We start from the raw sequence: 26,996 nt of genomic DNA on the forward strand, positions 1-26,996 counted from the left end.
TTAATATAATGAATAAGGAATGCCTGATGACTGAGACATTTAACCCTCAAGCAAATACTGTGTTTTGCCGTAAATATAAGCAAGATTTACCGAAAATGCCGCATCCACCCTTCCCTAATAAAAAAGGTCAAGAGCTACAAGAGACCGTATCTGAAAAGGCGTGGAAAGAGTGGCTTGAGCACCAAACGATGCTTATTAATGAGAATCATCTAAGCATGATGGATCCAGCTGCTAAAAAGTTTTTAACAGAGCAGCGTGATAAGTTCTTAGACAATGAAGACTATGAGCGCGCACAGGGTTGGACACCAGAAAGTTAGTATTTACTGGCTTTCTTATAGCTACATTTAGTAGTTATAAAAAACGCGCTTAATATAGCGCGTTTTTTATTATAAGGTGAAAATCAATGCCTTTCTTATCAGCCTTCATCACTATCTGACGTTTCAAGTTCATTGGCTGACAATGTACTAACTTGACGAGCAGCTAAGCGATCATTGGCTTCTTGTACCGCTTTTTCGACCATGGCATAGTCTGAATGACGTACGTCTTGCCCACTGATATAGTTAATCACTAACTCTGCGACATTTTGTGCATGGTCACCGATACGCTCAAGCGATCGTAATATCCACATGATATTGATGACTTTTGATACGTGGCGCGAGTCTTCCATAATATAGGTCATCAAAGCACGAATGGCTGACTGATATTCGGTATTGACCGCGCTGTCATTACGCATCACTTCAAACGCTTGCTCCGCATTCGACTGACTAAAAGCTTCTAGCGAGTTGTTTAGCATCAGACGAACTTGATTGCTCAGATGCTGAACTTCAGCGTAACCGTATGCTGATTTACCTTCTGCCGCAATTTTACTGGCCATTCGCGCAATTTTTACCGCTTCATCGCCGATACGTTCCAAATCAACCACACCTTTACTGATCGACATGACTAAGCGCAAATCACTGGCTGCTGGCTGGCGCTTGGCGACCAATAATAAAATGTGTTCGTCGAGTTCGACCTCCATTCGATTGATATCGAAGTCCATATCGATGACTTCTTGCGCCAGCGTTTCGTCTTTATCGATCAGAGCGTGAATGGCTTTGGCCACTTGGTTAGCCGCGCTATCACCCATATATAAAAATAAACGGATGGCTTCATCAAGATCTTGGTCAAAACTTTTGGAGATATGCTTATCACTTTGCATGAGAGGTATTCCCTAGAATCTATATTTTAATAGCGCGGTGTGCCTGTGAAGTTAGAAAGTCGGCTTATGACATGCAAATCAGCTTTGTCTGCTTGTACCGATTTCAATCTCAATCAATGTTAGCCATAACGACCTGTAATATAGTCTTCTGTCGCGGTTTGGGTAGGTTTGGTGAATATCTGATCGGTCTCACCCATCTCAATCATATCGCCTAGATACATATAGACGGTATAATCAGATACGCGTGCTGCTTGCTGCATATTGTGAGTGACGATAGCGATGGTATAGTCGTTTTTCAGATCTTCGATCAAATCTTCGATAGCACCCGTCGAAATAGGATCCAGGGCTGATGTAGGTTCATCAAGCAACAGCACTTCAGGCTTGGTCGCCACACTACGTGCGATACACAGACGCTGCTGCTGGCCACCTGATAACGACAGTCCTGATGCTTTTAGCTTGTCTTTCACTTCTGGCCATAGCGCTGATTTTTTCAGTGCCCACTCGACGCGATGATCTAGCTCGTCTTTACTTAATTTTTCATATAGTCGTACGCCAAAGGCGACATTGTCATAGATTGACATCGGGAACGGCGTTGGCTTCTGAAAAACCATACCAACTTGTGCACGCAGTAAGTTCACATCTATGTCTTTACCCAAGATGTTTTTGCCATCTAGGTTGATGTTGCCCTCTGCACGCATACCTGGATATAGATCGTACATGCGGTTAAAGGTACGTAGTAGCGTAGACTTGCCACAACCTGAAGGACCAATAAAAGCGGTCACTTTTTTATCCGCGATATCGATATTGATGTTTTTTAATGCCTGAAAATCATCGTAATAGAAGTTTAGATCTCGAACTTCCATTTTTGCAGCAGGCATGTTCTTGGGAATATCTTGAATCGTTTGTTTATTAAAATCAGCAGTGTTTGGTTGCTGAGCTTGGGCGCTAGTAGACATGGGTCTATTTAATAGGCTGCCTGTTGCCGTATTAAAGTTGTCAGCAGTCGTGTTCGTACGGACGTTGCTTAGGACATCATTCATAATATTTCAACCTAGCTCAATTAATTTCATATAAGTTTAAGTAATTGCTTAGCGTGTAGCGTACTACAGTCTGGTCTGCTCTCAGCCCTTATTTAGGCTGACCTCTACCACCGATAAATCTTGCCAAAATATTCAACACTAGGACAGACGCAGTAATAAGTAGTGCTGCCGCCCAAGCCAATGTATGCCAGTTGTCATAAGGACTCATCGCAAACTGGTAAATGGTATTGGGTAAGTTAGCAATAGGCTGACCCATATCTGTACTGAAGTATTGATTGTTAAGTGCGGTAAATAGTAACGGTGCTGTCTCACCAGTGATTCGAGCAAAAGCCAATAGCACACCTGTGGTCAGTCCCGCGCGCGCAGCTTTCACAGTGACCTGAGTGACCAGCTTCCATTTAGGGGTACCTAGCGCATAGGCCGCTTCGCGTAGACTATTAGGTACCAGATTCAGCATGTTTTCTGTCGTACGCACGACCACCGGAATAACAATCAATGCCAATGCCAACGCGCCTGCCCAACCAGAGAAACTTTGACCTTTTACCATCAGTGCATAGATAAATAGACCGATGACAATTGAGGGCGCTGACAATAGAATATCATTTAAAAAGCGAGTGACCTTGCCAAGCATACTGCCTTTAGAAAACTCAGATAAATAAATACCTGTCATAAGACCAATAGGTGCACCGATAAACAAGCCTGAAAACGCTAACATGACCGAACCAACGATAGCATTGCGTAAACCGCCTGCACTCATCGGTGGCGGCGTATCGGCGGTAAAGATTGGTAGCTGCACCATGCCTTGGAAGCCTTCAACAAACAAAGTCACCAAAATCCATGACAACCAAAACAGGCCAAAAACCATTGCTGACATGGCAAAGCCTAGACCTAACTTGTTGGTCAAACGACGCTTGTTATAAAGGCTTTGATTGTAGCGGGTAGCGCCGTTTGGCTTAGTAGGTAGTGGTGCATTGATCGCATTGTTAGCAGGCATAATATTTATTTCCCATATCTTTTATCAATATCTATCAAGGTTCAATAAATCGGTAACAGACTTATCGGTTACCTGCTTTGTGATCCATGCGCATGAGCATCAGTTTTGCTAAAGACAGGACAATGAAGGTGATGACAAATAAGATTAAGCCTAGATGTAGTAAAGACGCAAGATGTAGCTCACTAGACGCTTCAGCAAACTCATTGGCCAAGGCCGAGGTAATCGTCACGCCAGAAGTGAATAGGCTTGGACTGATATTAAACGCATTACCAATCAAAAAGGTAACTGCCATCGTCTCACCCAATGCTCGACCAAGACCCAAAATCACACCACCAACGACACCAGCTTTAGTATAAGGCAGGATAATTTTGAACATGACTTCCCAAGTCGTCGCGCCCATACCATATGCTGACTCTTTCAGTAAGTCTGGTACAACAGAAAAGACATCACGCATGGTGGCAGCGATGAACGGTATGATCATAATGGCAAGTACTAGGGAGGCGGTAAACATACCCAGTCCCATAGGCGCACCTACAAACAGTTTACCGATAATAGGCAAAGGGCCGACGTGCTCAATGAACCATGGCTGAATGTGATCACCAAAAAATGGCGCAAATACGAACAATCCCCACATACCATAAATGATAGATGGGATACCAGCCAACAACTCAATGGCGATACCAAGTGGTTTTTTGAGGAACTTAGGGCACATCTCGGTTAAAAATATCGCAATACCGAAACTGACTGGAACCGCGATAACAATGGCGATAAATGAAGTGACTAAGGTGCCGTAAATAGGCGCTAATGCACCGTATTCATTGGCGACTGTATCCCAGTTATTGCTGGTATAAAATCCCAAACCAAACTCTTGAATACTCGGCCATGCTCCAACAATTAGAGACACCAAAATACCCCCTAAAGATAGGAGGACGAGTATGGCAAACGCTTTAGTAGAATTCACAAATAAAGCGTCGTAACGTTTTTGTTTAGCCAGTTGGGACCTTAAGTCTGTCATAAGTGTCTCAGCATTGAATGGAATGAGTCGAAATATTAAAAAGATGTATATCAGGTCTTAACACAACAAACTTAAATGGTATGAGTAACTATATCTATCGAGATGTATTCATCAAATTTGCTGTGTTAAAACCCCTCAAACAACTACCGGAGAATAGTTATTCGAGAGGATAACTTGTCAGTTGCTAGATCGTATTTAGCAGAAACAAATTACTGAGCTGGCTTGTAGACAGGCTGTCCATCGCTACCTTTTACTTCGTTCCACTTCTCTTTGAACAAGGCCACTGCCGTGTCAGAGAATGGTACGTAGTCTAGTTCCATGGCGCTGTCATCACCTTGGGTATAAGCCCAGTCAAAGAAGTTCAACACGCCAGCGACTTGCTGAGGATTTTCTGGTTGCTTATGTACCAAGATAAAGGTCGCAGCAGCGATAGGCCATGCTTGGTCAGTTTCAGAGTTAGTGATGACTTTATAAAAGCCTTCTTGTTGTGACCAATCGATATCACCTGCTGCAGCAAACGTCTCAGCAGATGGCTGTACGATGTTACCAGCTGCGTTTTTCAGCGCAGTATGTGACATCTTATTTTGCTTAGCATAAGCATACTCAACATAACCGATAGAGTTTTTCATGCGGTTTACGTAGCTTGAAACGCCTTCGTTACCTTTACCACCTGCACCAGTAGCAGAGGTCGGCCACTTGACAGTTTTATCAACGCCAACGGTGTCTTTCCAGTCTGGTGAAACCTTGGCAAGATAGTCAGTAAAGTTAAACGTCGTACCTGAACCGTCTGAGCGGAATACTGTTGTGATTGCGGCATCTGGTAAGGTCAAATCTGGGTTCATCGCCTTAATCGCAGGGTCATTCCAGTTACTGATTTTACCCAAATAGATATCAGCCAACGTTGTGCCGTCTAGCTTCAGTGCACCAGGCTCAACACCGTCGATGTTGACGATTGGTACAACACCACCGATGACTGTTGGGAACTGAATCAAACCTGCTTCATCTAACTCTTCAGGCGTCATCGGTGCATCAGAAGCACCAAAGTCTACTGTTTTTGACTGGATTTGTTTGATACCACCAGATGAGCCAATCGACTGATAGTTGACTTGGCCGCCGGTCGCAGCATTGTAGTCATATGACCATTTCGCATAGATAGGCTGCGGGAACGACGCACCTGCACCTGTGATATTCATAGCGATATTTTCAGCAGATTTAAAATCTGACGTAGCAGAAGATGCTGTCTGAGAGGTTGTTTCAGCTGTTGTCACAGCGCTACTGCTAGTATCAGCAGTTGGCTCCGCCGTATCTGTTGACTTATTACACGCCGTAAGCATTAATGTACAACTGACGGCCACTGCTAATAACGAATAACGCATGTAGGACTCCTGAAGTTTAACAACGGTATAAAAAAGCATTGCTTGTGATATGCGTGTTATCTTGCCAAATCTTTATGACAGTTTAATGACAACTTCTAGAATCCTTCATTCGCTTTACATAATATTTGAATAATTTGTCTACAACTTAGTAATACTAAGCATGCTCATCTATCAACATTCAAAAAATTATTCACGTAGATATTGAATAGTATGTGTGACACAGAATATCTGTATCCAAATACTATTAGCCGTTGGTACAGAATTTTGTTAGTATGAAGGCTGATTTACAACACTGACAGACTCGGGGTGCGGTGTATTTTTGGCTCACTTTATTAAACTTGCTTTATTAAAGTAGTCGCCTTGATACATTCGCTGAGAGATCACCCGCCGAACCTGATGCGGTTAGTACCGACGCAGGGAAGTCTTAAGCACTTTGTTATTTATGACAAAGGGCGCGTAGAAATACATTTTTATCGTCACTACTGTCTTAATATGCGTGATGCATAGCCAGATAAGAAGAGAGGATATAAAGCTGCGTCCAATATTTGATGACCACCATGCGCGACGATATTTTTGGTCGAAGTTGTGGGTTCATGATATAAACTTGTCTAGATGATGGATGCCTACCCCCGCAGATACTGGCGGTGTTGATTTTATTCAAAAACCAACACGCTAGGACAGCATATGACTACTGCAGACACCACCTCAATTGCACCGAAAGCCCAAACGCATAACCCAGCCGACAACTCAACGCTTGCTTCAAATGCTGCTGACACGACTAACGTCAAAGCAGATAAAAAAGCAGATGCGTTAAAAACCCCTGCTCACCGTGCCGCAAGCGATGCCCGTTTCGAAGAAGATGCGCGCGATTTGCACCGTATCTTACCTGCTTCACGAAAAGTCTATATCGAAGGCTCAAGACCTGACATCCAAGTACCGATGCGTGAAATCAGCTTGGCTGATACGCCTGTTGGTGGCACTGGAGATAAAGACGGTGAGCATAATCCACCGTTTTATGTGTATGACACCTCAGGTGTATATACCGATCCTAATGTCGATATCGACCTCACACGTGGATTGCCAAAACTGCGTGAGAACTGGATCGCAGAACGCGGTGATACCGAGCAATTAAGCGGCCTATCTAGCTCATACGGACAAGCGCGTGCCCGCGATATCAGCACTGCCAATCTTAGATTTGCTCATATTGATAAACCGCGTTGCGCCAAAGCAGGACAGAACGTCACGCAAATGTACTATGCGCGCCGTGGCATCATCACTCCTGAAATGGAATATATCGCCATACGCGAAACGCAAAAGCAGCATGAACTGACCGATATGCGTCAACACGATGGCGAAAGCTTCGGTGCCAATACTCCTCAAATCATTACCCCTGAGTTTGTTCGTGATGAAGTGGCGGCTGGACGCGCAATTATCCCAAACAACATCAACCACCCTGAATCTGAGCCAATGATCATCGGGCGCAATTTCTTGGTGAAAATCAATGCCAATATCGGTAACTCAGCGTTAGGTTCATCTATCGATGAAGAAGTATCCAAAATGACGTGGGCAACACGTTGGGGTGCGGATACTATTATGGATTTATCAACGGGTAATCACATCCATGAAACCCGTGAATGGCTAATCCGTAACTCTCCTGTGCCGATTGGTACGGTACCGATTTATCAAGCATTAGAAAAAGTCGATGGCGTCGCAGAAGACCTAACATGGGAGATATTCCGTGATACGTTGATTGAGCAAGCAGAGCAAGGCGTCGATTACTTTACTATTCACGCCGGCGTACTATTACGCTATGTACCGCTCACCGCAAAACGTCTGACAGGTATCGTCTCACGCGGCGGCTCTATTATGGCGCAGTGGTGTCTAGCCCATCACAAAGAAAGCTTTTTATACACGCATTTTGAAGACATCTGTGAGATTATGAAACAGTACGATGTGGCATTTAGTCTAGGTGATGGCCTACGCCCTGGTTGCTTGCAAGATGCCAATGATGAAGCGCAGTTTGGCGAGCTACGTACGCTTGGTGAATTAACAAAAGTAGCATGGGAGCACGATGTACAGGTAATGATCGAAGGCCCTGGACACGTCGCGATGAACCGCATTAAAGAAAACATGGACTTGCAGCTTGAGCTATGTGCTGACGCGCCTTTCTATACTTTAGGGCCATTAACGACAGACATCGCCCCAGGTTATGACCACATCACTAGCGCCATCGGAGCTGCGATGATTGGTTGGTTTGGTACAGCGATGCTATGCTATGTCACGCCAAAAGAACACTTAGGCTTGCCAAATAAAAAAGACGTCAAAGACGGCATTATTACTTATAAAATCGCTGCACACGCTGCTGACCTTGCTAAAGGTCATCCAGGAGCACAGGCACGTGACAATGCACTGTCTAAAGCACGTTTCGAATTCCGCTGGGATGATCAGTTCAATCTAGCGCTCGATCCTGATACTGCACGCGAATATCATGATGAGACGTTGCCAAAAGACGCTCACAAATCGGCACACTTTTGCTCCATGTGTGGTCCTAAGTTTTGTTCAATGAAAATCACTCAGAACGTGCGTGAATATGCAGCAGGACTAGATAAAGATGCTGTCAACCAAAAAGTAACGCCGCAAACGGGTGACTTAACCGATGCTGGTCACTTAATCAAAGAGGTAGATACAGAGCTTGTCGGACAAGTTGGTGAAGCTACTGCTGAGGAAATTCGCCAAGGCATGGCCGAGATGACTAAGAAATATAACAACGAAGGACGCCAGTTATATAAAGAGGTTTAGGATTAATAACCTATGCTTTTGAAATAAGAAAAGCCCTACTATTTAAGTATTTTCACACTTATCTAGTAGGGCTTTTTTGTAATCTGACATTCAGTGACAATGCTTTTATACCATTATTCAGAATGAACTCAAATATAGATAAATCCTTGTAGGTACTATTTGGGCGAGAGAGATATTATCTATTTCGGATAAAAACAGAGTATAAAAAAGCTAGTACAAACCTACAAATAATATGTATCCAGACAAATAAAAATAGACAATTATTATATATCGAGTAATATATCCGTAAGAAAACCTAACATTTCCGTTAGTTAACATTCAGGGTAAAAGTATGAATCATATTTATCGTGTTGTCTTTAATCATTCTTTAGGTGTCTATCAGTGTGTGTCTGAACTTGCCAAAACTTGTGGCAAATCTTCTGGTAAATCATCAACCTCTACCTCAAACAATAATTTTGCCTTACGCGCATTATCAACTGCTTTGTTTAGCGTGCTCGGACTGAGTATAGCCAGTGTGACTCATGCCATCACCTATGACAATGGCGCAGTAAACATTGTGGGTAATGGCTATACTATCGTTGACGATATCGTAAAAAATGATGGCACCATTCTGAAGAATAATGATGATACGAATAACTATTATCATATGCAGATGAGTGGTGATCAAGAGGTACCTTCACGTCTTCTAATTAAAGACAACGGAGTAGTACAGACTGACCAGTTCTTCATAAGTAACAATGCATTAATAGATATTGAAGCTGGAGGACGTTTAGAAGCTAACGATATATATACAAATGGCTACTACCTAAATGATCAACAACTAGCTAATGATACTAAAATTAATGTAAATGGTCTAGGTTCATTACTGAAGGCTCAAGATTATCTAGGAATTCGCTCTCAAAATGCAGGAACAACCACACTTACCGTAGAAAATGGTGGTACGGTCGAAGCAGGCTATCTAGATATATCCTCATATAGCTATTTTGATGAAAACAATCAATTAATAACTGGTGATACCAGTGTCAAAATTGATGGTTTAGACTCATCCCTGAAGGTACAAGATTGGCTCTCGATTGGTTCTGGAAGTTCAGAAACCACACTTACTGTAGAAAATGGTGGCACAGCCGAAGCAAACTCTCTGAATATATACTCATATAATTACTACAATCAAGATAATCAACTACCAACAACTAGCAAGACTAGTGTTAACGTTGATGGTTCAGGCTCATCCCTGAAAGTTCAAGAAGATGTGCGTATTTCCTCTGAAAATGCAGGGACGAGTACACTGTCCGTAAAAAATGGCGGCACAGCCGAAGCAAATTCTCTAGATATATACTCATATGGTTATTATGATCAAAGTAATCAGCCAATAATAACTGGCGAGACTAGTGTCAACGTTGATGGTGCAGGCTCATCCCTGAAAGTTCAAGAAGATGTGCGTATTAGCTCTCGAAATTCAGGGACGAGTACACTTACCATAGAAAATGGTGGTACGGCCGAAGCAGGTAATCTATATATAGGCTCGGATGACTATAACAACTCTACCAGCACTGCTAGCAAGAGTATCGTGAACGTCAGTGGTAATGGTTCATCACTAACTGTAAACAACCTATATGCGGGTATAGGTAGCTCTGACAATGGCCCTCATATTAGTGTTGAGGATGTTGATGCTATTAATGCTATTAATGCTGTTAATGAAATTAACATTACTAACGAAGCAGTTCTGAACTCTAATAACGCTTATATTGGTTCATCTGCTGGCGTAGATGCGAAAGTATCATTGGCAAGCGGTGCACAATGGAACAACGCGGAAGCCATATATATTGGCACCTCTACACTTCCATTCGAGTCTGAATTTCCACCTGAGCCTCAACCTGAAATTGAACCTCAACCTGAAGTCGAGCTTGAAACTGCCCTCTTAGAGATAAGTGGAGAAGACACCAAAGTATCTACAATGGATCTTTTTGTAGGGGCTGCTGCCAGCGGTAAGGGTCAAGTTGATGTTACTGATCAAGGCACACTAGAAGTGACTCGTCAGTTGCAGCTCGGAGGCTCTGATACTGAAGGTACAAATGCAGTAGGTGAATTGACAGTAGATAATGCTACTTTGATCGCGCCCATCACTGTCGTAGGTGCTTTTGGCAGCGGTACACTAAACGTTATTAATAATGGTGTCATCAAGACTCAAAGTATCGAAAGATTTGAGAACTCTGCAAAATCGGAAGTCAACTTTGATAACGGTACATTAGAACTGACAGAGTTTCAGCCAGTATTATTCAGAAACTTCACGGGTGACAACCTTATTAATCTAGGTACGGGCGGCGGTACAATTGATACTGCTGGATTTAATGCGCGCTTATTCGAAGATACTACGCTAGCAGGTAATGGTGCCGTTATTACTGGCTCAGGTGACTTTACCAAGAAAGGTACTGGCATGCTAGCGATGGCGACTACTGCCAAACAGTGGACAGGCGCTACTAACATTAAACAAGGTACACTTAGTCTAGACGGCGATTACACCATGCGTGATGGTGAAATACTAGGTATTAGCTTAAATAGTCTTGATGACTATGGTCAACTAGTTGTGACAGGTGCTGCTGACATTAGTCAGGGTCAGTTGCAAGTCGATGCATCAGAAGCTGTGACAAAAATGACTGGTAATAATGAGTGGTCAGATATTATTAGCGCTAGCAGTCGTACTGGTGAATTCACTGCTATCAATGATAACAGTCCATTGGTGAGCTTTGAGGCAGATTATAGCGATGCTAAGACCGTAAATCTCAAAATGATAGTGCCTGTTGTTATACCTGAGCCACCAGTAATACCTGAGCCACCAGTAACCAATACAACGTTCCTTCAATCAGTGATCAGTCGTTCTAATCGAAATGACACAGGCATCGCTTATGTATTAGATAAAGCCATTCAAGATCGTGTGACAAACGGTGATAATGCGTTGGCTGATAGTTTGATTAGCTCGACCCTCAACTTTAATCAGTCTCAGCTTGCTACAGCTGCCAACCAGTTGCAGCCATTATTTATGGGCGCGACCAACCGTATCATTACTGATGCTAACTATGCAGCATCTGATACTATTCAGGAACATAGCCAGACTGTTCCTCAACGTAACCTTTGGGCTCAGCTAATTGGCAATAACGGTAGCCATGATGCAGAAGAAGGTGTTACTGGTTATGATTCTGAAGCATATGGTGCCATTGTAGGATTAGACACCCCTATTAATAGTGATCTTAATCTGGGCGTTGCGTTTTCTTATATCAAGAGCGATGCTGATACCGATGGCACCAGTCTTGATCAGGAGCTAACCGCCAAGAACTGGCAAGTGCTTGGCTACGGTAACTATGCTGTAAGCGATGCGACTGATCTAAATTTCCATGCAGGTCTAGGTAAGAGCGATGTCGAAGGTGAACGTCGTATGACCATACTGACAGATGCTGTTGCACAATCTGATTATTCTGTTGATACCTTACAAGCAGGATTAGGAGTTGCTCATCGTATTGGTACTCAGCAGCGTAATGTGACTCCGTTCGCTCAGGTAAACTATGCGCGTGCCGAGAGCGACAGCTATCGTGAAACAGGGGCTGGTGTCTACAATCTGAACGTTGATGAAAATACCTATGAGTCAATGCGTTGGACTGCAGGACTACGTTTATCGCAGGCTCTAACACCAGCGATTGCACTGACTGGTCAATTGGCTGCTGCTGTTGAGAATGGTGACCGTCGATCTGATGTTACGGCAAGCTTTATTAGTATGCCTAATGATAAGTTCACTACCATTGGTCAAGAAATTGGAAGCGAGATTGGTATTGCAGGCATTGGTTTGAGCTATACACCAACCATCAATACTAAGCTATCTGTAGGTTATCGTGGTGAGTGGCGTGATAATTACGACAGTCAAGGCGCTAATGTGTCCTTACAAACAACCTTCTAAAGCTTAATATATCTATAAAAAGCAAAAAGCTTGAATCTAATCATATTAGGTTCAAGCTTTTTTTGTATTATTGACTTAAACTTACTAGTACGGATTTAGTTTTACACTTTTGACGCTTCATAAATCTCTTCAATTGAAGCATTAATGGTCTCAGCAAACTCGCTATCGCTTTGTTGCTTACTTAAGCCTTCGGTAAAGGCACGCGAGAAGCTCGCAATCATACCTGGGTTTTGTTTAAGCTTGACACAAGCATCGCTACGACTATAGCCACCAGATAACGCCACTACTTTGAGCACTTTAGGATGGTCAATCAGCTCCTGATAAAACCCTGCCTCTTCTGGCAATGTTAGCTTGAGCATCACTTGGTGTTCGTCATTCAAGCGTTCCAGATTGCGCAGTATATCTGTCTTCAACAGTAACTCGCACTCATGCTTTTGAGTGCTATCAATATTGACCTCTGGCTCAACGATTGGCATCAAACCTTTTGAAATAATTTGCTTAGCCACATCAAACTGCTGCTGTACCACAAGCTCGATACCATCGACGTTTGGCTCATAAATGACTGAGCGCATTTTAGTACCGAATACGGGATAGTTTTTTGCTTTATCTAATAATAGATCTAGATTCGGAATCGGCTTCATGACTTGTACACCGCTCATCTGCTCAGCCAGACCTTTATCTACCTTCAAAAATGGTACGATATTTTTATCTTCCCATAGGTAATTGGCCGTCGACTTACCATTAACTTCGCGCTCCATGGTGTCTTCAAATAAAATTGCACCAAGTACACGCTCACTATCAAAACAGTCACACGTCATGATACGAGCACGCATTTCATGAACCAAATCAAACATGGCCTCATCATTATCGTAAGCGTCGCTGTTGACACCATAAGTCTCTAACGCTTTTGGTGTGCTGCCGCCACTTTGATCAAGAGCAGCAATAAAACCTGAACTATTTTTTATACGCTGTAATTGCTTATCGTATTCCATTGAGCCTGCATCCTATTTTTATTGGTTAAGTTAAATATCATAAATTAAGCTTTTTTATTCCATACAAGCTGTGTTATTTGTAGATAACCTTATCATAGGATGATTTATATGCCTATATAGGATACGTGACAATATAGCCTAAAAATCATGAAACCAATACTTTTGGACAAAGTGCTTTATGCCAAAAATAGCACCCCTACACAGCAGACTGCCAATACTAATCCTATTATGTTGATACGGTTCAGCTGCTCTTTAAATACACCTACGCCAATCAATGTCGCTACGGCAATAACGCCGACATTCATACCAGTGAAAACAATACTGGGAGAGTCATGCAGCACTTGGTGTGCCCGCACATAGGCATAAATATTGCCCATGTTTAATGTACCGAGCAGCAAGCCTGTCATAAGTGCTTGTTTTTGCCAACGTACCCGTGTGACAAGTAAATAGATTAAAAGCAATACACCTGCTACCCCGAAGCTAACCAATAGAGTCAACGGAAAGGCCGCCCCTTGTTTGGCAACTTGTTTGAACAAAATATCAATAACTCCGTAGCCTGCCCATACCCCGAATAACCATAGTGGCGTATGCTTTGCTGACCGAGTAATATCGTTATGCTGTGGTCGATAGACAAGCGCACCTAATGCCAGAAAACCTAACGCCAGTCCAAGTATACGTGTACCAGTCAGCACCTCACCGAATAGCAAAAAAGCCGCTACGATGGGAATAATGAGTGATAAGCGCTGAGACGCGTCGGTTGCTACCATCCCCACCGCTTCAATAGCTCGTCCGAGAATGATAAATACAGCAGGCAATAGTACCCCAAGCGCGATGATGATGCCCCAAGCGCTATCAAGTGCATGTATGGCCCCCACATCAGGTTTTAGTAACACCCAAGTCAGTAAAAAAGCCACAGGATAGCCTGCCACGATGGTCTGACGAATATCTATATTTTTCTGGCGCAATATTTTCAAAAGTACGGAGACGGCGACGCTACATAGCACCGCTATTATTAAATACACCATTCACTGCTACCTTTTGAACTTCAATGTTGATTTATTACTGTTCATATATTTATAGAGACCATTAAATAAAATACCTGCTAATCAGCTGATATTTGCAATAAAATCATACTTATAAAAACAATATTCAAACCATAAATAAGTTTGGATGTAGAATGTAACAAAATATGTTTTCTACAGCAATCTATTTATTATGGTTGTGACTAAGGCACTAAAGACATGGCTATTCTTAAGTAAATTACAATTAGCATGCAGGTATGATTAGTAATTTTGCTAAAATAGCACCTAATCCCAATCACAAAAGTAAAGATTCTAGATAACGAGTCCTCTCGTTCATCTTGACGTACTGCTATTGATGTTTTATTACTGCCTATGAATGCTTTATTTCGCTTTTTTGAAAACCGCCTACCCGCCTTTCCAGACACACCTATGCCATTGCCATCACCTCGCGATGGCATGCTGAAGTTTTTGTGGGCATGTACCAATGGCCTACGCGGCTGGCTACTAATCTTTATGATTTTGTCCGCTGGTATCGGTATCTATGAGGCCATGCTGTTTGCTTGGATAGGTAATATCGTCGATTGGTTGGGCGTTTATACACCGCAAAACTTATGGGTAGAAAAAGGCGATATGCTGCTCATCATGCTCGCTGTCATGATAGTAAGCCCATTGTGGATTGCCCTGTCATCGTTTATACACTTTCAGACCTTGCAAGGTGTGTTTCCTATGCAGATGCGCTGGCGTTTTCATCAGCGCATGCTTGGGCAATCCATGCAGTTCTATCAGGATGAGTTTTCGGGACGTGTCTCAGCTAAGGTAATGCAGACAGCCCTAGCAGTACGCGATACCGTGATGACTGTTACCGATATGTTTATGTATGTCTCTGTCTACTTTATCACCTCAGGGGTGATTCTGTTTAATTTAGACAGCTTACTACTCATTCCTTTTGTCATTTGGCTGGTCTTGGTTGCCATCACTATTTGGTACTTTATCCCTAAGCTCAAGGAGACAGCGATTGTGCAAGCGGATGCCCGTGCCTTGATGACAGGACGAATCACTGATGCTTATGCCAATATCATGACCGTAAAGCTATTTAGCCACTCTCGTCGTGAGCTGGGCTACGCCAAAAACGCCATGGGGCAATTTCTAGGTACGGTACATGCGCAGATGCGCTGGGTCAGCTATTTAGAAGTATCGACCCATCTTATCAGCGTGATCTTGGTCAGTAGTACGGCAGGTATTGGATTGTACTTGTGGCAACAAGGCGCAGTTGGTGTTGGTGCCATTGCTGCTGCGACCGCTATGGCATTACGTCTAAATGGTTTGACGCGTTGGATTATGTGGCAGACAGCCAGTTTGTTTGAGAGTATCGGTACAGTTCAAGATGGTATGCGTACGTTATCAGCGCCGCAGACAATTATTGATAAACCTGACGCGCCAGCGCTGGCCGTCACGGAAGGGCGTATCGTGTTCGACCATGTTGACTTCAGTTATGAGAATGACGAAGAAGACAATGGACAAACTAGTAAGCCTGTTGATGGTACCGACATTGATAAACGCGCTCCTAACTCATATATCAAACTGTTGGACAACTTCCACTTAGATATTAAGCCGGGTGAAAAGATCGGTCTGGTTGGGCGTTCAGGTGCTGGTAAATCAACTTTGGTTAATTTACTCTTGCGCTTCTTTGATGTCGATAGTGGTAAGATTCTGATTGATGGTCAGGCTATTGATGCGGTTACGCAGGAATCGTTGCGCCAACAGATTGGTATGGTGACTCAAGATACGTCATTGCTACATCGTACTGTACGTGAAAACATCGCCTATGGTCGTCCTGATGCTACTGACGAAGAGATTATGATCGCTGCCAAACAAGCTCAGGCATGGGATTTCATCAAAGATCTGTACGATGATAAAGGCAATACAGGCCTTGATACCCAAGTGGGTGAACGCGGAGTCAAACTATCTGGCGGTCAACGTCAACGTATTGCTATCTCACGTGTTATGCTAAAAAATGCGCCGATTTTACTTTTAGATGAAGCGACCAGTGCCCTAGATTCTGAGATTGAATATGCCATTACCGAAAGCTTAAATGACATCATGACTGGCAAGACCGTTATTGCTATCGCCCACCGCCTGTCTACTATTGCCGCATTGGATAGACTGGTCGTTATGCATCAAGGTCGCATCATCGAGCAAGGTAGTCATGATGAACTATTAGCATTGAATGGTGTCTACGCTCGACTGTGGCAACGTCAAAGCGGTGGCTTCTTAGGTGAAGACAACTAGGATTCATTAAGTCAGCTCAATCATAAGAAGACAAACTGCAAAAAAATCACTCAAAATAAGTCACAAGGAAGTGTTTATTTTATGGAAGCATTCACAAACCGCATTACTCTTGGCGGAAAACAGGCTCGCTATTATGACCTTAGCCAATTTAATCAGCCGCTAGATTCAAGCTCTATTCCCCGCGCTCCAGCACATTTTTATAGTGGTAATAGTTTTACTGTTGGTACTTATACGCCACTATTAAGCAAGCTAGCCACTGAGTTTGATATCAGCTCACTTGCCCTACGTGGTTACTGGTATGATAAGCCGCAAAGCCGCCGTCTTACGCGCGAGCAAGATGCTGATATGCTGATTGAGTTTTTAGAAAAGACCCAAGATAAGCCTGTCATAGGTATTGGTCATTCGCAAGGGGCTACGGCTACAGCGATGGCAGCTGCCAAACGTCCAGAGTTGTTTTCGCAGTTGTACCTGATTGAGCCTGTCACTTTTACCAAGAACCAAGCTACCTTATATAACCTTTTGCCACGCTCTGTACTACTGAGCCGTGAGCCTTTCAAAAGCACGTTAACCAAGCAATCTACTTGGCCAAGTGCCCATAGTTATTACGAGAGCCTACGTGCGCAGCGTGCCTATAAGCGTATCAGCAATGAGCACTTGCAAGTATTTGCTGAGCAAAGCTTGAGCAAGAATGCAGATGGTAGCTATACGCTTATGTTTGCACCAGAACAAGAGCTGGCCAATTATTTTGGCGCACCTCATATCGATGCCGTACTCAAAAAACTACGCTGTCCCTACACGTTGATTACAGGCAAGCCTACCCTGTTCATCAATGACAAAGTACGCAAGCAATGGAAAAAGTTTGTCCCAGATAGCAGTCTTATTTCGCTGTCAGATTATGGTCATCTATTACCAATGGAAGCGCCTGAACTATGTGCTCAAATCATCAACGAGCACTACCAAAGCAGTAAATAAGGATTTACAACGACTAAATTATGACTGACCTCTTTGCCCCTGCACCCACGGATAACTTACTGCCCTATGATGGTAAGGTGAATGATCTAGGCGTGATTATCGACGATGCCACTGCCCTTTATAATACTCTACTAAATAAGCTACCTTGGCAGCCAGACATCGTGACGTTATTTGGTAAGACCCATATAACCACTCGGAAAATTGTCTGGATGGGAGATACAGATGCAGACTACCAATACTCAGGACACGTGCGGCAAACTGTTCCATGGTCAGATACATTGTTTCACGTGAAACAGAGAATTGAGCAAGCTTTAGTAGAAATCGGTGTCACCGCTAATTTCAACACCTGCCTGCTTAATTACTATCCTTCTGGCGCTGATGGTATGGGCTATCACGCTGATGACGAAAAAGAGCTCGGTCATCAACCAGTCATCGCCTCCTTATCGCTTGGTGCAACACGTAAGTTTGTTTTTAAGCATAAAAAAACTCAAGACAAAGTTGAACTTTATCTTGAGTCTGGTCAGCTCGTTGTGATGCATGGTGATACACAAACCTTTTGGAAGCATACGATTACTAAGACAAAGACGGTCGATGCTGGGCGAATCAGTCTAACGTTTCGGCATATGCTTACATCTTGATACTATCGCTGACTTAACGAGTCATCTGATACTTACGCGAGACGATCTAAAAAACGCTCACGGTAACACTGGTAAGCAGCTTCACACACATTAGCAGTATAATTGGCATTAACACCACCTGCGACTACTGCGCCTACTGCTGGAATAATTTGCGCCGCTTTTGTCTTAACGATGTTAGTGGCTACTTTAGTCGCTGTCTGACGCAGTACACGAGACACGACCTCTTCATTAATCTGATTAAATGCCTGAGTTTCTGGATCTTTAATCATCGACTGAGTGTCATCTAACGCCGCTTTACGCTCCTCAACAGAGGCAGAAGTTGCTACAGCCAATAAAGACATAGCAAATAGCTGCTCGCCTTCATCATTGATATCGAAGCCATAATAAGTTGCATATTCTCCAATCGCACGTAGGTTAGCCGTAATGAGCCCAACGACGTCAGCAGGGATACCTGCCCAGCCTACAACCCCTGTAGTCACCCCTTGTGCACTGGTTAGCGCTACATATTTGCTTTTGAAAAGCTTAACTTGTTTATCTACAACCGCAATGGGTAGACTTTTAATGTCAGCCAGCGTTTTGATAGAGGCGTCGTTAATATCTGCTGCCTCTTGATAGCTATCGATAACGTTTTGAGTGTCCAATGTCCAGTTGGCCGCATCACTCAAAGCAGTAATCGTTTCCTCAGTTACTTTTTTTAGAGAATCGCCAAATTGTGGAGCTTCCATTAACGCATCACCTGCTGCTACCACAGGGGTATTAAGCACTGCTATCGTTTTATCCAAAATTCCTTTATCAGGGTTCTTCCATGCTTCTACTTCTTCACGGACTTTGGATTCATAAGCAATGTGGTCATCTGTTTTTTCATTGCTGGTCTTATTATTGATAGTCTTATTGTTGATAGTCTTATTGTTGATAGTCATATTATTCCCTTTATTAGTATCGTTCGCTTTCTATCCTATGATAAATAAGCAAAGACTACAGGGACGTTCTGTTGTTCAAAATAAAACTTTTGTATGATTTGTTAAGTCATCAGTTAAGTTTACTGGGTTTCAACAGACATCCCCTTACTAATAAATCCTACCAAACACTATCTAATAATTAGGCAATCTTGATATTCACTCAGCAGCGGCCAAGACAATCTTGCCAAAAGCATCGCCTTTTTGTAGCTCATGGTGCGCTTCAACAACTTCTGAGAGTGGATAGGTCTTTTGAATTTTTAAAGTTAAATTACCATCGGCCACCTCCTGTAAAACACGCGCCATATCTTGACCACTACGCTGCGCTTTGTAGCCTGCTACTGCTAAGTCTTTTTGCTGACCCGCTTCTTTGAGCTTATCAACCCAGATAGTGGGTAACACATTTACTCGGGCGCCTGATTTGAGCACGCTAAGCGCGCGGACACCTGCTTCATCACCGACTAAATCAAGTAGCATATCAGCTTGTAGGTCAGGAAACGCTTCATCTTTGGTATAATCTATCCAACCCGCCAGCTTAGATACGTCTATCAACTCATCAAGCTTGGCGTATTTTTCTGGTGAGCAAATTACCGTTACCTTGATGTTATCTTGCGCCACTTTATTCATGAGCAATTGGATTAGTAAATGACCGACACCGCCTGCTGGTGCATTAATCACCACATGCTCGCCTGTTTTTATATCAGCAAAATCTACAAACTGTAGCGCCGTTTGTCCGATACAAGGCAAAGCACCTGCCTGCTCTAAGCTGACATTATCTGGTACTTTCGCAAGTAACTTGGCATCTACTGCCACATATTGCGCATAGCCACCACCGCTAAAGGTCAAAGCCGCTACTCTATCGCCCACAGCAAACTCGTCGCTATTGCTGCTGACTACTTCGCCTGATACATCGAATCCTAAAATAGCTGGCTGATCATTCTCAAACTTGTCTTTACGAATGTTCTCTGCACCCCAGCCTTTACCTTGGCGGGTCTTATAATCGACAGGGTTAATTCCAGCATAGGCAATTTTTACTAGTACTTGATCGTCCTGTAGCTCAGGGACATCAGCACCGTCTTGGTATTTCATTACTTCAGGCTCACCAAACTCGCGTATGAGTACGGCGTGCTGTGTCTTAGGTATGTTGTGGTTAGCTTGTTGATTATTATCAGTAGTAGACGCTGTTGCCATCGTAGAATATCCTTATATTTTGTTTATTAGGCTGTACTTGTTATTCATTTTATTGAAACGTTGTACTGTTAATAGCACTTTCAATCGAGAACATGGTTAATCAATAAGATGATCAATAAAGACAATTGTTCATATATCGATAGATTGCCAATATAATACATTTAGACGAATTATTATAGTTAGGTATTAGGGCAGCATCAGTTCTGCACTAATGGGCAGATGATCTGATAGCGATGACCAAGGTTTTCCAGTGTGTACCCAAGCATCCTTCACAAGCAAATTGCGCACATAGATACGATCCAAGCTGAGTACTGGTAGCTTTGCTGGAAAGGTTGGCAACAGCTTGCCATGACAATGCTTGAACGCTTCTATCATACCGAGATCTGACGCCAGTTTGTCACAAGACATCTTTTTCCAATCATTAAAATCGCCTGCCAAGATAAGCGGCTGATCTGGTGCAATCTCATTTCGAACATAATCACTAATCGCTTGATACTGCTTGATACGATCTCGCTCAAATAAATTTAAATGTGCACACAATACGACAACTGGCATCTCCCAACCGATAGGTTGTACCTCACAGTGCAAGACACCGCGCTGCTCAAGCTTATTGACCGTAATATTTACATTGTGTTTAGGATCTAGGGGGAAGCGGCTCAATACTGCATTGCCGTGATGGCCATTTTCATATTCTGAGTTTTTGCCATAACTGTTTTGCAGATCTAAAAACTCGCCGAACCATTCATGCTGTGATTGATCTGGGTACTCGTTATATTGCATATTACGTTTGAGGTTTTGGCCTTGCACTTCTTGCAAACACAAGACGTCTGAGCCCACAGACTCTAGCGCCTGAGCAATACCTTGCATCTTCACTTGGCGATTCAGCGGTGACATGCCTTTGTGGATGTTGTAGCTGGTTAAAACAAAAGAGGTGGTAGTCATAGTTTGGTTAGTTGTACGCTCATTATTTATGGAGTAAAGATCAATAGCTCAGCTACGATAGCACCCATAGTGATGGTAATGACAGACATAAAAAGAGCACTGGCTCGTATTGAACCAATGCTCTCATATTACACCTATGTATTATTAATGGCTAATTCATAAATGGCTGACTCGTAAATGAACATCGCGTATAGGTGTCATCGTCAGATTAGTATCGAGTTACTAACGCTATTGGTTGATCTTCACCCATGATGTCTTGTGGCATAAATACAGCTTCGCCGCCATTATGAATGACGTGTTCGATGATTTCACCGATTGCATCATCTGTGATGCCTTCCGTAGTCGCATCATTGGCAGGGCTTAACGTTTGTGCTTTCTCATCAATCTTAGCGGACTGTATATAACCACGGCGTACATAAAGTGTCTCGCCAGCCCCTTGGAAGGCACTGCGATATACTTCCTGTAAATCAGTCTGCAACATATTCGCACCGCGAGCTTTATCTATTTCACCCAACGCAGCTTTGTGCAGCGATGTGCGATACTCTTCTATAGCTTCTTGCACACTGTCTACGATATGCTGAGCACTACCATCTTCTAAATTAGTCGCATTAGATACTGTAGTAATGATATTGTCTGGACGATCGCAAACTTCTTTATAGTAGCCAATATTTTTTGCATCACCAACTATGACAAGAGGCATTTTATGGTCACCCCATAGTTCTTGGACACTTTTATCAACTTGGTTAAAGAATTCTTTTAAGTGACTGCTTTCGTTGTTTGATGAACGATCTGAGCCACCGTCACCTGTTGTGTATAGTCCGTTGTTTTCGACAGGGAACTGAATGTTCTCCATGTTGTTTTGTGCATCGTCATCTTTATCGAACTCTCTCACAACGCGGTCATTAGATGCTTCAATCAAACGAGCATTATCACGAGTTAAAACCACCGTATAATAATGAACCGCACTTGCCATATCACGGACCAAGTCACGCGTAGCAAATCTATCTGAAATCACAACGCGTTCCGTTGTATCAATTGGCATACGAATAACTTGTACATCATCCGTACTAGCAAATATAGCTAACGTATCGAGATTATAATTGTGATTGAGCTCACCGATTTTATTTTGAATATTATCTAGAATGGTAGTTGCTGTTCGTTTGTCATATTCTTTCGTCAAACGATCTTCGGCAACTTTCAATTGGTTTTTTAGAGCGATAGGATCTTGCTCATTAGCTGGATGTTCACGATGCGTTTTAACAAAGATACTTACTGCAGGGTTAGCTTTAGTTTCACGTAAACTTTTAAGAGTCGCTTTCATATATTGCTCCTTGTTTTATTATCGTTCATTTTTAACTTTATGTATCTCTTCACTCATGTACTTTTATAAGTGCAGAAATTTCTATCCGTGTTTTTCTTGCATCCTGTCGATGCATAATATTTAAATTCCATTATCTTGATGCTAACAGCTATACCCCACTCCCTGTAGGGTTAATTTGCAAGCAAATGATAGCGCTTTGTAAGTAGAGCACTCTATATTGTTAAAGAACTGCCTTAGCGAGCATAGCTACATATTCGGATAATTATCTTGAAAAGTTGAATCTAAGTACTAGAATCTCAACATTTACTTTCAGATTGCTAGCACTGTCCTAATTACTTGAATCGTATAAAAGTGCTTAGGTTGTATTTTTACCAAACGAACCCATCTTTTATATAATCTATATATAAAATAAGAACACACTGTATATTTCAATAGTAGCCAGACTTATCTCATTCTCATTTTTATTGATAATGATTCATTGATACCGGATACCTATATGACATCTTCTCTTTTAGATTTACGCCTTGTCGATTTTACCGACACTGCGCCACATACGTTACAGAACCAAGTAATTGACGCTATTGATGCTGCCAATGCTTTTTTAGATACCTTAACCGCGATAGAAAGCAATAGTGCTGAAAAAATAAGTGCTGAACAAGCTTTAGCAGATGTGATGAGCTTTGATCATATTAATTTGGCATTAGATCGTAGCTGGGGTATTTTGTCGCATCTCAATAGCGTGATGAGTAACGATGAGATTCGTCATGTTCACCATGAACTGTTACCAAAGCTATCTGCTTACGGTACGCGAGTGGGCCAGCATCAGCCTTTGTTTAATCGCTATCAAGCTATCGTCAATGACACAAATTTCTTTGCTACGTTAGAGCCTGCTCGTGCACGCGCAATCGAACTGGCATTACGTAGTTTTGAGTTATCAGGCGTTGCGTTACCTCAAGCTGAGCAAGAAAAGTTTGCCGCTATCCAAAGCGAGTTATCTACCTTGTCTGCAACCTTTTCGGACAATATCTTGGATGCGACGCAAGCATTTGCCCTGCCTTTAGAAGACTCTCAGTTAAAGGGCTTAACAGAGAGTGGTTTGGCACTATTGGCAGATGCAGGCGAGCAATACAAAGCGCGTGAGCTTGCTAGCGGTGCTCTTAGCCAAGCTGATATAGATGCACTTCCTACTCCTTACTATGTGGCCAATTTAAATATTCCTGTATATCTAGCGATCATGACTCATGCGGACGATCGTAGCCTACGTGAGACGCTTTATCGTGCTTACGTTACGCGTGCTTCTGAGTTTGATACGCATACCAATGCAAAAGGCAACTCATTAAATAATGCTGACAATATGAGTCAAATCCTCTCATTACGTGAGCAAAAAGCCAAGCTACTTGGTTTTGCAAATTATGCTGAAGTATCGCTATCGACTAAGATGGCAGATAGCGTCTTAGAAGTTGAAACATTCTTACGTGACTTAGCAACGCAAGCAACCCCTGCTGCCAAAGCAGATTTGGCACAGCTACAGAAATACGCTAGCGATTATGGCATTGACGAGTTGCAACCGTGGGATAGCGCCTATATCGCTGAAAAGGTAAAACAAAGTGAGTTCAGCTTATCGCAAGAGGAGATTCGTCCATATTTCCCATTACCCAAAGTGGTTAATGGCTTGTTCACTATCGTTGAGCGTCTATACGGTATTAAAGTACAAGAGCAAAACCATAAAGATGTAGAAAGTGACTCAGTCTCTCGCTGGCATGACGATGTAAGCTTTTATCAATTATTCGATGCTGATGATCGCTTGCTCGGTGGCTTCTACTTTGACTTGTTTGCACGTAGCGGTAAGCGTGGCGGTGCATGGATGAGTGGTTTCCAATCTCGCTATAGCTATGAAGAACAAAACCATCAGCAGCTTCCCGTTTGCTTTATGGTTGGTAATTTCACGCCGGCACTTGATGGCAAACCTAGTTTATTGACCCATGATGAAGTATTAACCTTATTCCACGAGTTTGGTCATGGCTTACATCATTTATTAACCCAAGTGACGGTGGGCGATGTTGCTGGTGTTAATGGTGTTGAGTGGGATGCAGTCGAGCTTCCTAGTCAGTTTATGGAAAACTGGGCTTGGGACGCTGAAGGTATCGCCCTTATCAGCAGCCACGTTGAGACTGGTGAGCCATTACCTAAAGACAAGCTCGATGCACTATTAGCAGTGAAAAACTTCCAAAGTGGTATGCAAACGCTGCGTCAGATAGAGTTTGCTCTATTTGACTTACTCATTCACGCTCATACGCCAGCACTGAGTTACGATGGTATTTTAGAGACGCTCAATACTGTTCGTGATGATATCTCCGTTATGCAAACACCTGACTATAACCGTTTTGCTAATGGTTTTAGTCATATTTTCGCGGGTGGTTATGCTGCAGGTTATTACTCATATAAATGGGCGGAACTGCTATCAGCCGATGCGTTTAGCAAGTTTGAAGAAGACGGTATTTTCAACCCAGCGACAGGCAAAGCGTTCCGTGAGTCTATCTTATCTGTTGGCGGCAGTTTCCCAGCGAAAACCAATTTTGAAAACTTCCGCGGTCGTAGCGCCAGTATCGACGCCTTGCTACGCCATAATGGTTTCACTGATGCTAAAAATATTGATGCGGCAAATACTCAAACGACGCGCGAGGTCATTTAAATGCGTTATCAATCATCTAGTCCTAAGCGCCGATTTTTAGCAGGAGTACATTGTCCGAAATGTCAGGAGATGGACGCTGTGGTGCAAGTTAATATCGTCACCCCTGCCCCAGATGAGTATATAGAATGCACTCAGTGCGGACACACAGAGCACCGCCCCAACCCTGATGCCATTAGTGCTAAGAACCATTTAGAAGATCAGATAGCTCGTGATGCGATGGCAACTGGCACCAGCGGCACTGTAAAATTTAAGCCTTAGTTATTTAGTTTTCACAACTAAAAACAGATTAAATACTTTATTATTTAATGGACTATTAAGCCTATCTATCAATAGATAGGCTTTTTATTTTGAGTTTGCTATAGTATGGCTACTTATATTCTTGACATGAATTGATCACAACATGAAACCAGACAATATCCGGCCTTCATCAACCCACACTTCTAAGAAAAAACAGACTAAATCACGTCAGAAAATTTTGGCAATACTTATCTCAGTATTGCTACTTATCGTCATTGTCTACCTTATTGTAGGAAGGTCTGGCACTCAGTCCATACTCCCTGTAGATGACGCCACTTCGGCACCAGTAACTGAGCAAACGCCGACAGAGTCAACAACAGACAATATATCTGAGACAACAGATGACTCTGTGATTAACAATAGTGTGCTCATGGATGAAAACTCTGGAGCAGCCAATAATGACAGTACCGCGATACCAAATCCTACTGCTATATTAGATGCACCTCTACCAGAAAATGATAGCTTGGCTAAAGAAGAGATTGATCGTTTAGAAGATGAGCGTCAGCGACTGGCCGAACAAGAAAAGTTAGCAGCGGAACAAGTGGCTATGAATAAGCAATTGACTGATATGAAGGCAGAACAAATTGCGCTACTCGAACAACAAATTGCTCAGTTAGAAGCAAACGACTCTAATAAAGCGACGGTTCAATAACCGTATACTTGATTTGGTTATTGAGAGGCTTACGATGGCGATTTTGCAATTCACACATGCCTCTATTTTAAATAGCAATGCACAGTTGCTGGTTTTACCTGTCAACAATGCTGGTGTCGTTTTAGATCCTGTACTCACACGAGCGAAAACTCTATTTCCTGATAATTATAGTCGCTATCATCGTGCATGCCGCGATGGTAGTCTGAATGTTGGTAGCTGCTTAATTAATAAGCGTACACGTGAGCAAGTCGGACTTGGTATCAGTAGTAACGGTAACCAACCAAACTATATTGCCAATCTCGTGATATCAAACCATCCTTATCATCCAACGCGCACACGCTGGCTGACTGCTGCTTTGATTGATTTGCAACAGCAAATAATGCCGCTTATACGTTACCAAGGTATACGCAGAGTTGCATTGCTTGCGCGGCCGCTTATCTCAGGCAAGCCACGTGATATCGTATCCAATGAAAGCACTACAGCAGATACCTTGCCTTTAGACTGGCATGCTGATACTTTGCCATTACTAACTGAGTACTTACAAGACCTACCAAAACTTCGTATCGACATACATCTGCCTAAAAGCATTGAGTTATAAATGGCCTTTTAGCTAGCCAGTCATCATCTTTTTGGACACATAAAAAAACCGCCTTGAATACTCATA

At 42.8% G+C, this 26,996-nt stretch carries 21 protein-coding genes and 1 riboswitch; of the genes, 10 read left to right on the forward strand and 11 right to left on the reverse strand.

From position 1 onward, the window contains the following. The first annotated feature begins 26 nt into the window (after nucleotides 1-26). Nucleotides 27-317, forward strand: a complete 291-nt coding sequence (locus ACI2IW_RS07435) for an oxidative damage protection protein (RefSeq protein WP_057757820.1) — start codon at nucleotides 27-29, stop codon at nucleotides 315-317. A gap of 98 nt (nucleotides 318-415) precedes the next feature. Here the strand turns inward: ACI2IW_RS07435 and phoU are convergent, their stop codons facing one another. The 5 genes from phoU to pstS all read right to left on the reverse strand — a co-directional run bounded on the left by phoU (nucleotide 416) and on the right by pstS (nucleotide 5,623). After that, complete coding sequence (phoU, locus tag ACI2IW_RS07440; protein WP_057757817.1) at nucleotides 416-1,198, reverse strand: phosphate signaling complex protein PhoU; 783 nt, start codon at nucleotides 1,196-1,198, stop codon at nucleotides 416-418. Between the two features lie 119 nt (nucleotides 1,199-1,317). After that, nucleotides 1,318-2,154 (reverse strand): phosphate ABC transporter ATP-binding protein PstB, encoded by an 837-nt coding sequence (gene pstB / locus ACI2IW_RS07445; RefSeq protein ID WP_101204716.1) that lies wholly within the window; start codon nucleotides 2,152-2,154, stop codon nucleotides 1,318-1,320. Nucleotides 2,155-2,326: 172 nt separating this feature from the next. After that, nucleotides 2,327-3,232 (reverse strand): phosphate ABC transporter permease PstA, encoded by a 906-nt coding sequence (pstA, locus tag ACI2IW_RS07450; RefSeq protein WP_102078265.1) that lies wholly within the window; start codon nucleotides 3,230-3,232, stop codon nucleotides 2,327-2,329. Nucleotides 3,233-3,293: 61 nt separating this feature from the next. Then, nucleotides 3,294-4,247, reverse strand: coding sequence for a phosphate ABC transporter permease subunit PstC (gene pstC, locus ACI2IW_RS07455; RefSeq protein ID WP_404693218.1), 954 nt, complete (start codon nucleotides 4,245-4,247; stop codon nucleotides 3,294-3,296). 209 nt (nucleotides 4,248-4,456) lie between these two features. Beyond that, nucleotides 4,457-5,623 (reverse strand): phosphate ABC transporter substrate-binding protein PstS, encoded by a 1,167-nt coding sequence (pstS, locus tag ACI2IW_RS07460; RefSeq protein WP_101211185.1) that lies wholly within the window; start codon nucleotides 5,621-5,623, stop codon nucleotides 4,457-4,459. 292 nt (nucleotides 5,624-5,915) lie between these two features. Continuing rightward, a riboswitch (TPP riboswitch) is annotated at nucleotides 5,916-6,060 on the forward strand. Between the two features lie 247 nt (nucleotides 6,061-6,307). Here pstS and thiC point away from each other — a divergent pair. Together thiC and ACI2IW_RS07470 are read left to right on the forward strand one after the other, a co-directional pair. Next, nucleotides 6,308-8,422 (forward strand): phosphomethylpyrimidine synthase ThiC, encoded by a 2,115-nt coding sequence (gene thiC, locus ACI2IW_RS07465; protein ID WP_404693219.1) that lies wholly within the window; start codon nucleotides 6,308-6,310, stop codon nucleotides 8,420-8,422. A 331-nt stretch (nucleotides 8,423-8,753) separates the two neighbouring features. Further along, nucleotides 8,754-12,368, forward strand: a complete 3,615-nt coding sequence (locus ACI2IW_RS07470; protein ID WP_404693220.1) for an autotransporter domain-containing protein — start codon at nucleotides 8,754-8,756, stop codon at nucleotides 12,366-12,368. 101 nt (nucleotides 12,369-12,469) lie between these two features. Here the strand turns inward: ACI2IW_RS07470 and ACI2IW_RS07475 are convergent, their stop codons facing one another. Both ACI2IW_RS07475 and ACI2IW_RS07480 read right to left on the reverse strand, forming a co-directional pair. Then, nucleotides 12,470-13,360 carry a fructose bisphosphate aldolase gene (locus ACI2IW_RS07475; protein WP_404693221.1) on the reverse strand — a complete coding sequence of 297 codons (891 nt, stop codon included), beginning with the start codon at nucleotides 13,358-13,360 and terminating at the stop codon, nucleotides 12,470-12,472. Nucleotides 13,361-13,536: 176 nt separating this feature from the next. Then, nucleotides 13,537-14,385, reverse strand: a complete 849-nt coding sequence (locus ACI2IW_RS07480; protein ID WP_404693222.1) for an EamA/RhaT family transporter — start codon at nucleotides 14,383-14,385, stop codon at nucleotides 13,537-13,539. Nucleotides 14,386-14,754: 369 nt separating this feature from the next. Here ACI2IW_RS07480 and ACI2IW_RS07485 point away from each other — a divergent pair, with 369 nt between their 5' ends. The 3 genes from ACI2IW_RS07485 (at nucleotide 14,755) to ACI2IW_RS07495 (ending at nucleotide 18,281) form a co-directional block, all read left to right on the forward strand. Continuing rightward, nucleotides 14,755-16,671 carry an ABC transporter ATP-binding protein gene (locus ACI2IW_RS07485; protein ID WP_404693223.1) on the forward strand — a complete coding sequence of 639 codons (1,917 nt, stop codon included), beginning with the start codon at nucleotides 14,755-14,757 and terminating at the stop codon, nucleotides 16,669-16,671. 81 nt (nucleotides 16,672-16,752) lie between these two features. Further along, nucleotides 16,753-17,643: an alpha/beta fold hydrolase gene (locus tag ACI2IW_RS07490; protein WP_404693224.1), complete on the forward strand. Its 891-nt coding sequence runs from the start codon at nucleotides 16,753-16,755 to the stop codon at nucleotides 17,641-17,643. 20 nt (nucleotides 17,644-17,663) lie between these two features. Next, on the forward strand, nucleotides 17,664-18,281 hold the full coding sequence (locus tag ACI2IW_RS07495) for an alpha-ketoglutarate-dependent dioxygenase AlkB family protein (RefSeq protein ID WP_404693225.1): 618 nt from the start codon (nucleotides 17,664-17,666) through the stop codon (nucleotides 18,279-18,281). Between the two features lie 32 nt (nucleotides 18,282-18,313). Here ACI2IW_RS07495 and ACI2IW_RS07500 read toward each other — a convergent pair whose 3' ends face one another. From ACI2IW_RS07500 to ACI2IW_RS07515, 4 genes are all read right to left on the reverse strand, one after another. Next, nucleotides 18,314-19,201: an EcsC family protein gene (locus tag ACI2IW_RS07500; RefSeq protein ID WP_404693226.1), complete on the reverse strand. Its 888-nt coding sequence runs from the start codon at nucleotides 19,199-19,201 to the stop codon at nucleotides 18,314-18,316. A 195-nt stretch (nucleotides 19,202-19,396) separates the two neighbouring features. After that, the gene (locus ACI2IW_RS07505) at nucleotides 19,397-20,428 is read right to left on the reverse strand and encodes an NADP-dependent oxidoreductase (protein ID WP_404693227.1); all 1,032 of its coding nucleotides are present in this window, start codon (nucleotides 20,426-20,428) and stop codon (nucleotides 19,397-19,399) included. Nucleotides 20,429-20,614: 186 nt separating this feature from the next. Continuing rightward, nucleotides 20,615-21,370: an endonuclease/exonuclease/phosphatase family protein gene (locus ACI2IW_RS07510; RefSeq protein WP_102078254.1), complete on the reverse strand. Its 756-nt coding sequence runs from the start codon at nucleotides 21,368-21,370 to the stop codon at nucleotides 20,615-20,617. Between the two features lie 208 nt (nucleotides 21,371-21,578). Further along, a complete protein-coding gene (locus ACI2IW_RS07515) occupies nucleotides 21,579-22,691 on the reverse strand; it encodes a hypothetical protein (RefSeq protein ID WP_404693228.1) in 1,113 nt (370 codons plus the stop codon). A 496-nt stretch (nucleotides 22,692-23,187) separates the two neighbouring features. On the opposite strand from ACI2IW_RS07515, the gene ACI2IW_RS07520 reads away from it, so the two are divergent. The 4 genes from ACI2IW_RS07520 (at nucleotide 23,188) to ACI2IW_RS07535 (ending at nucleotide 26,930) form a co-directional block, all read left to right on the forward strand. Then, nucleotides 23,188-25,383 carry a M3 family metallopeptidase gene (locus ACI2IW_RS07520; protein ID WP_404693229.1) on the forward strand — a complete coding sequence of 732 codons (2,196 nt, stop codon included), beginning with the start codon at nucleotides 23,188-23,190 and terminating at the stop codon, nucleotides 25,381-25,383. Then, nucleotides 25,384-25,641 carry a YheV family putative metal-binding protein gene (locus tag ACI2IW_RS07525; RefSeq protein WP_404693230.1) on the forward strand — a complete coding sequence of 86 codons (258 nt, stop codon included), beginning with the start codon at nucleotides 25,384-25,386 and terminating at the stop codon, nucleotides 25,639-25,641. It abuts the gene before it with no gap. A gap of 142 nt (nucleotides 25,642-25,783) precedes the next feature. Continuing rightward, the gene (locus ACI2IW_RS07530; RefSeq protein ID WP_404693231.1) at nucleotides 25,784-26,332 is read left to right on the forward strand and encodes a hypothetical protein; all 549 of its coding nucleotides are present in this window, start codon (nucleotides 25,784-25,786) and stop codon (nucleotides 26,330-26,332) included. A 34-nt stretch (nucleotides 26,333-26,366) separates the two neighbouring features. Beyond that, the gene (locus ACI2IW_RS07535) at nucleotides 26,367-26,930 is read left to right on the forward strand and encodes a hypothetical protein (protein ID WP_404693232.1); all 564 of its coding nucleotides are present in this window, start codon (nucleotides 26,367-26,369) and stop codon (nucleotides 26,928-26,930) included. Nucleotides 26,931-26,996: the final 66 nt, after the last annotated feature.

The sequence above is a fragment of the Psychrobacter sp. NPDC078501 genome (assembly GCF_044900935.1).
Lineage (GTDB): Bacteria > Pseudomonadota > Gammaproteobacteria > Pseudomonadales > Moraxellaceae > Psychrobacter.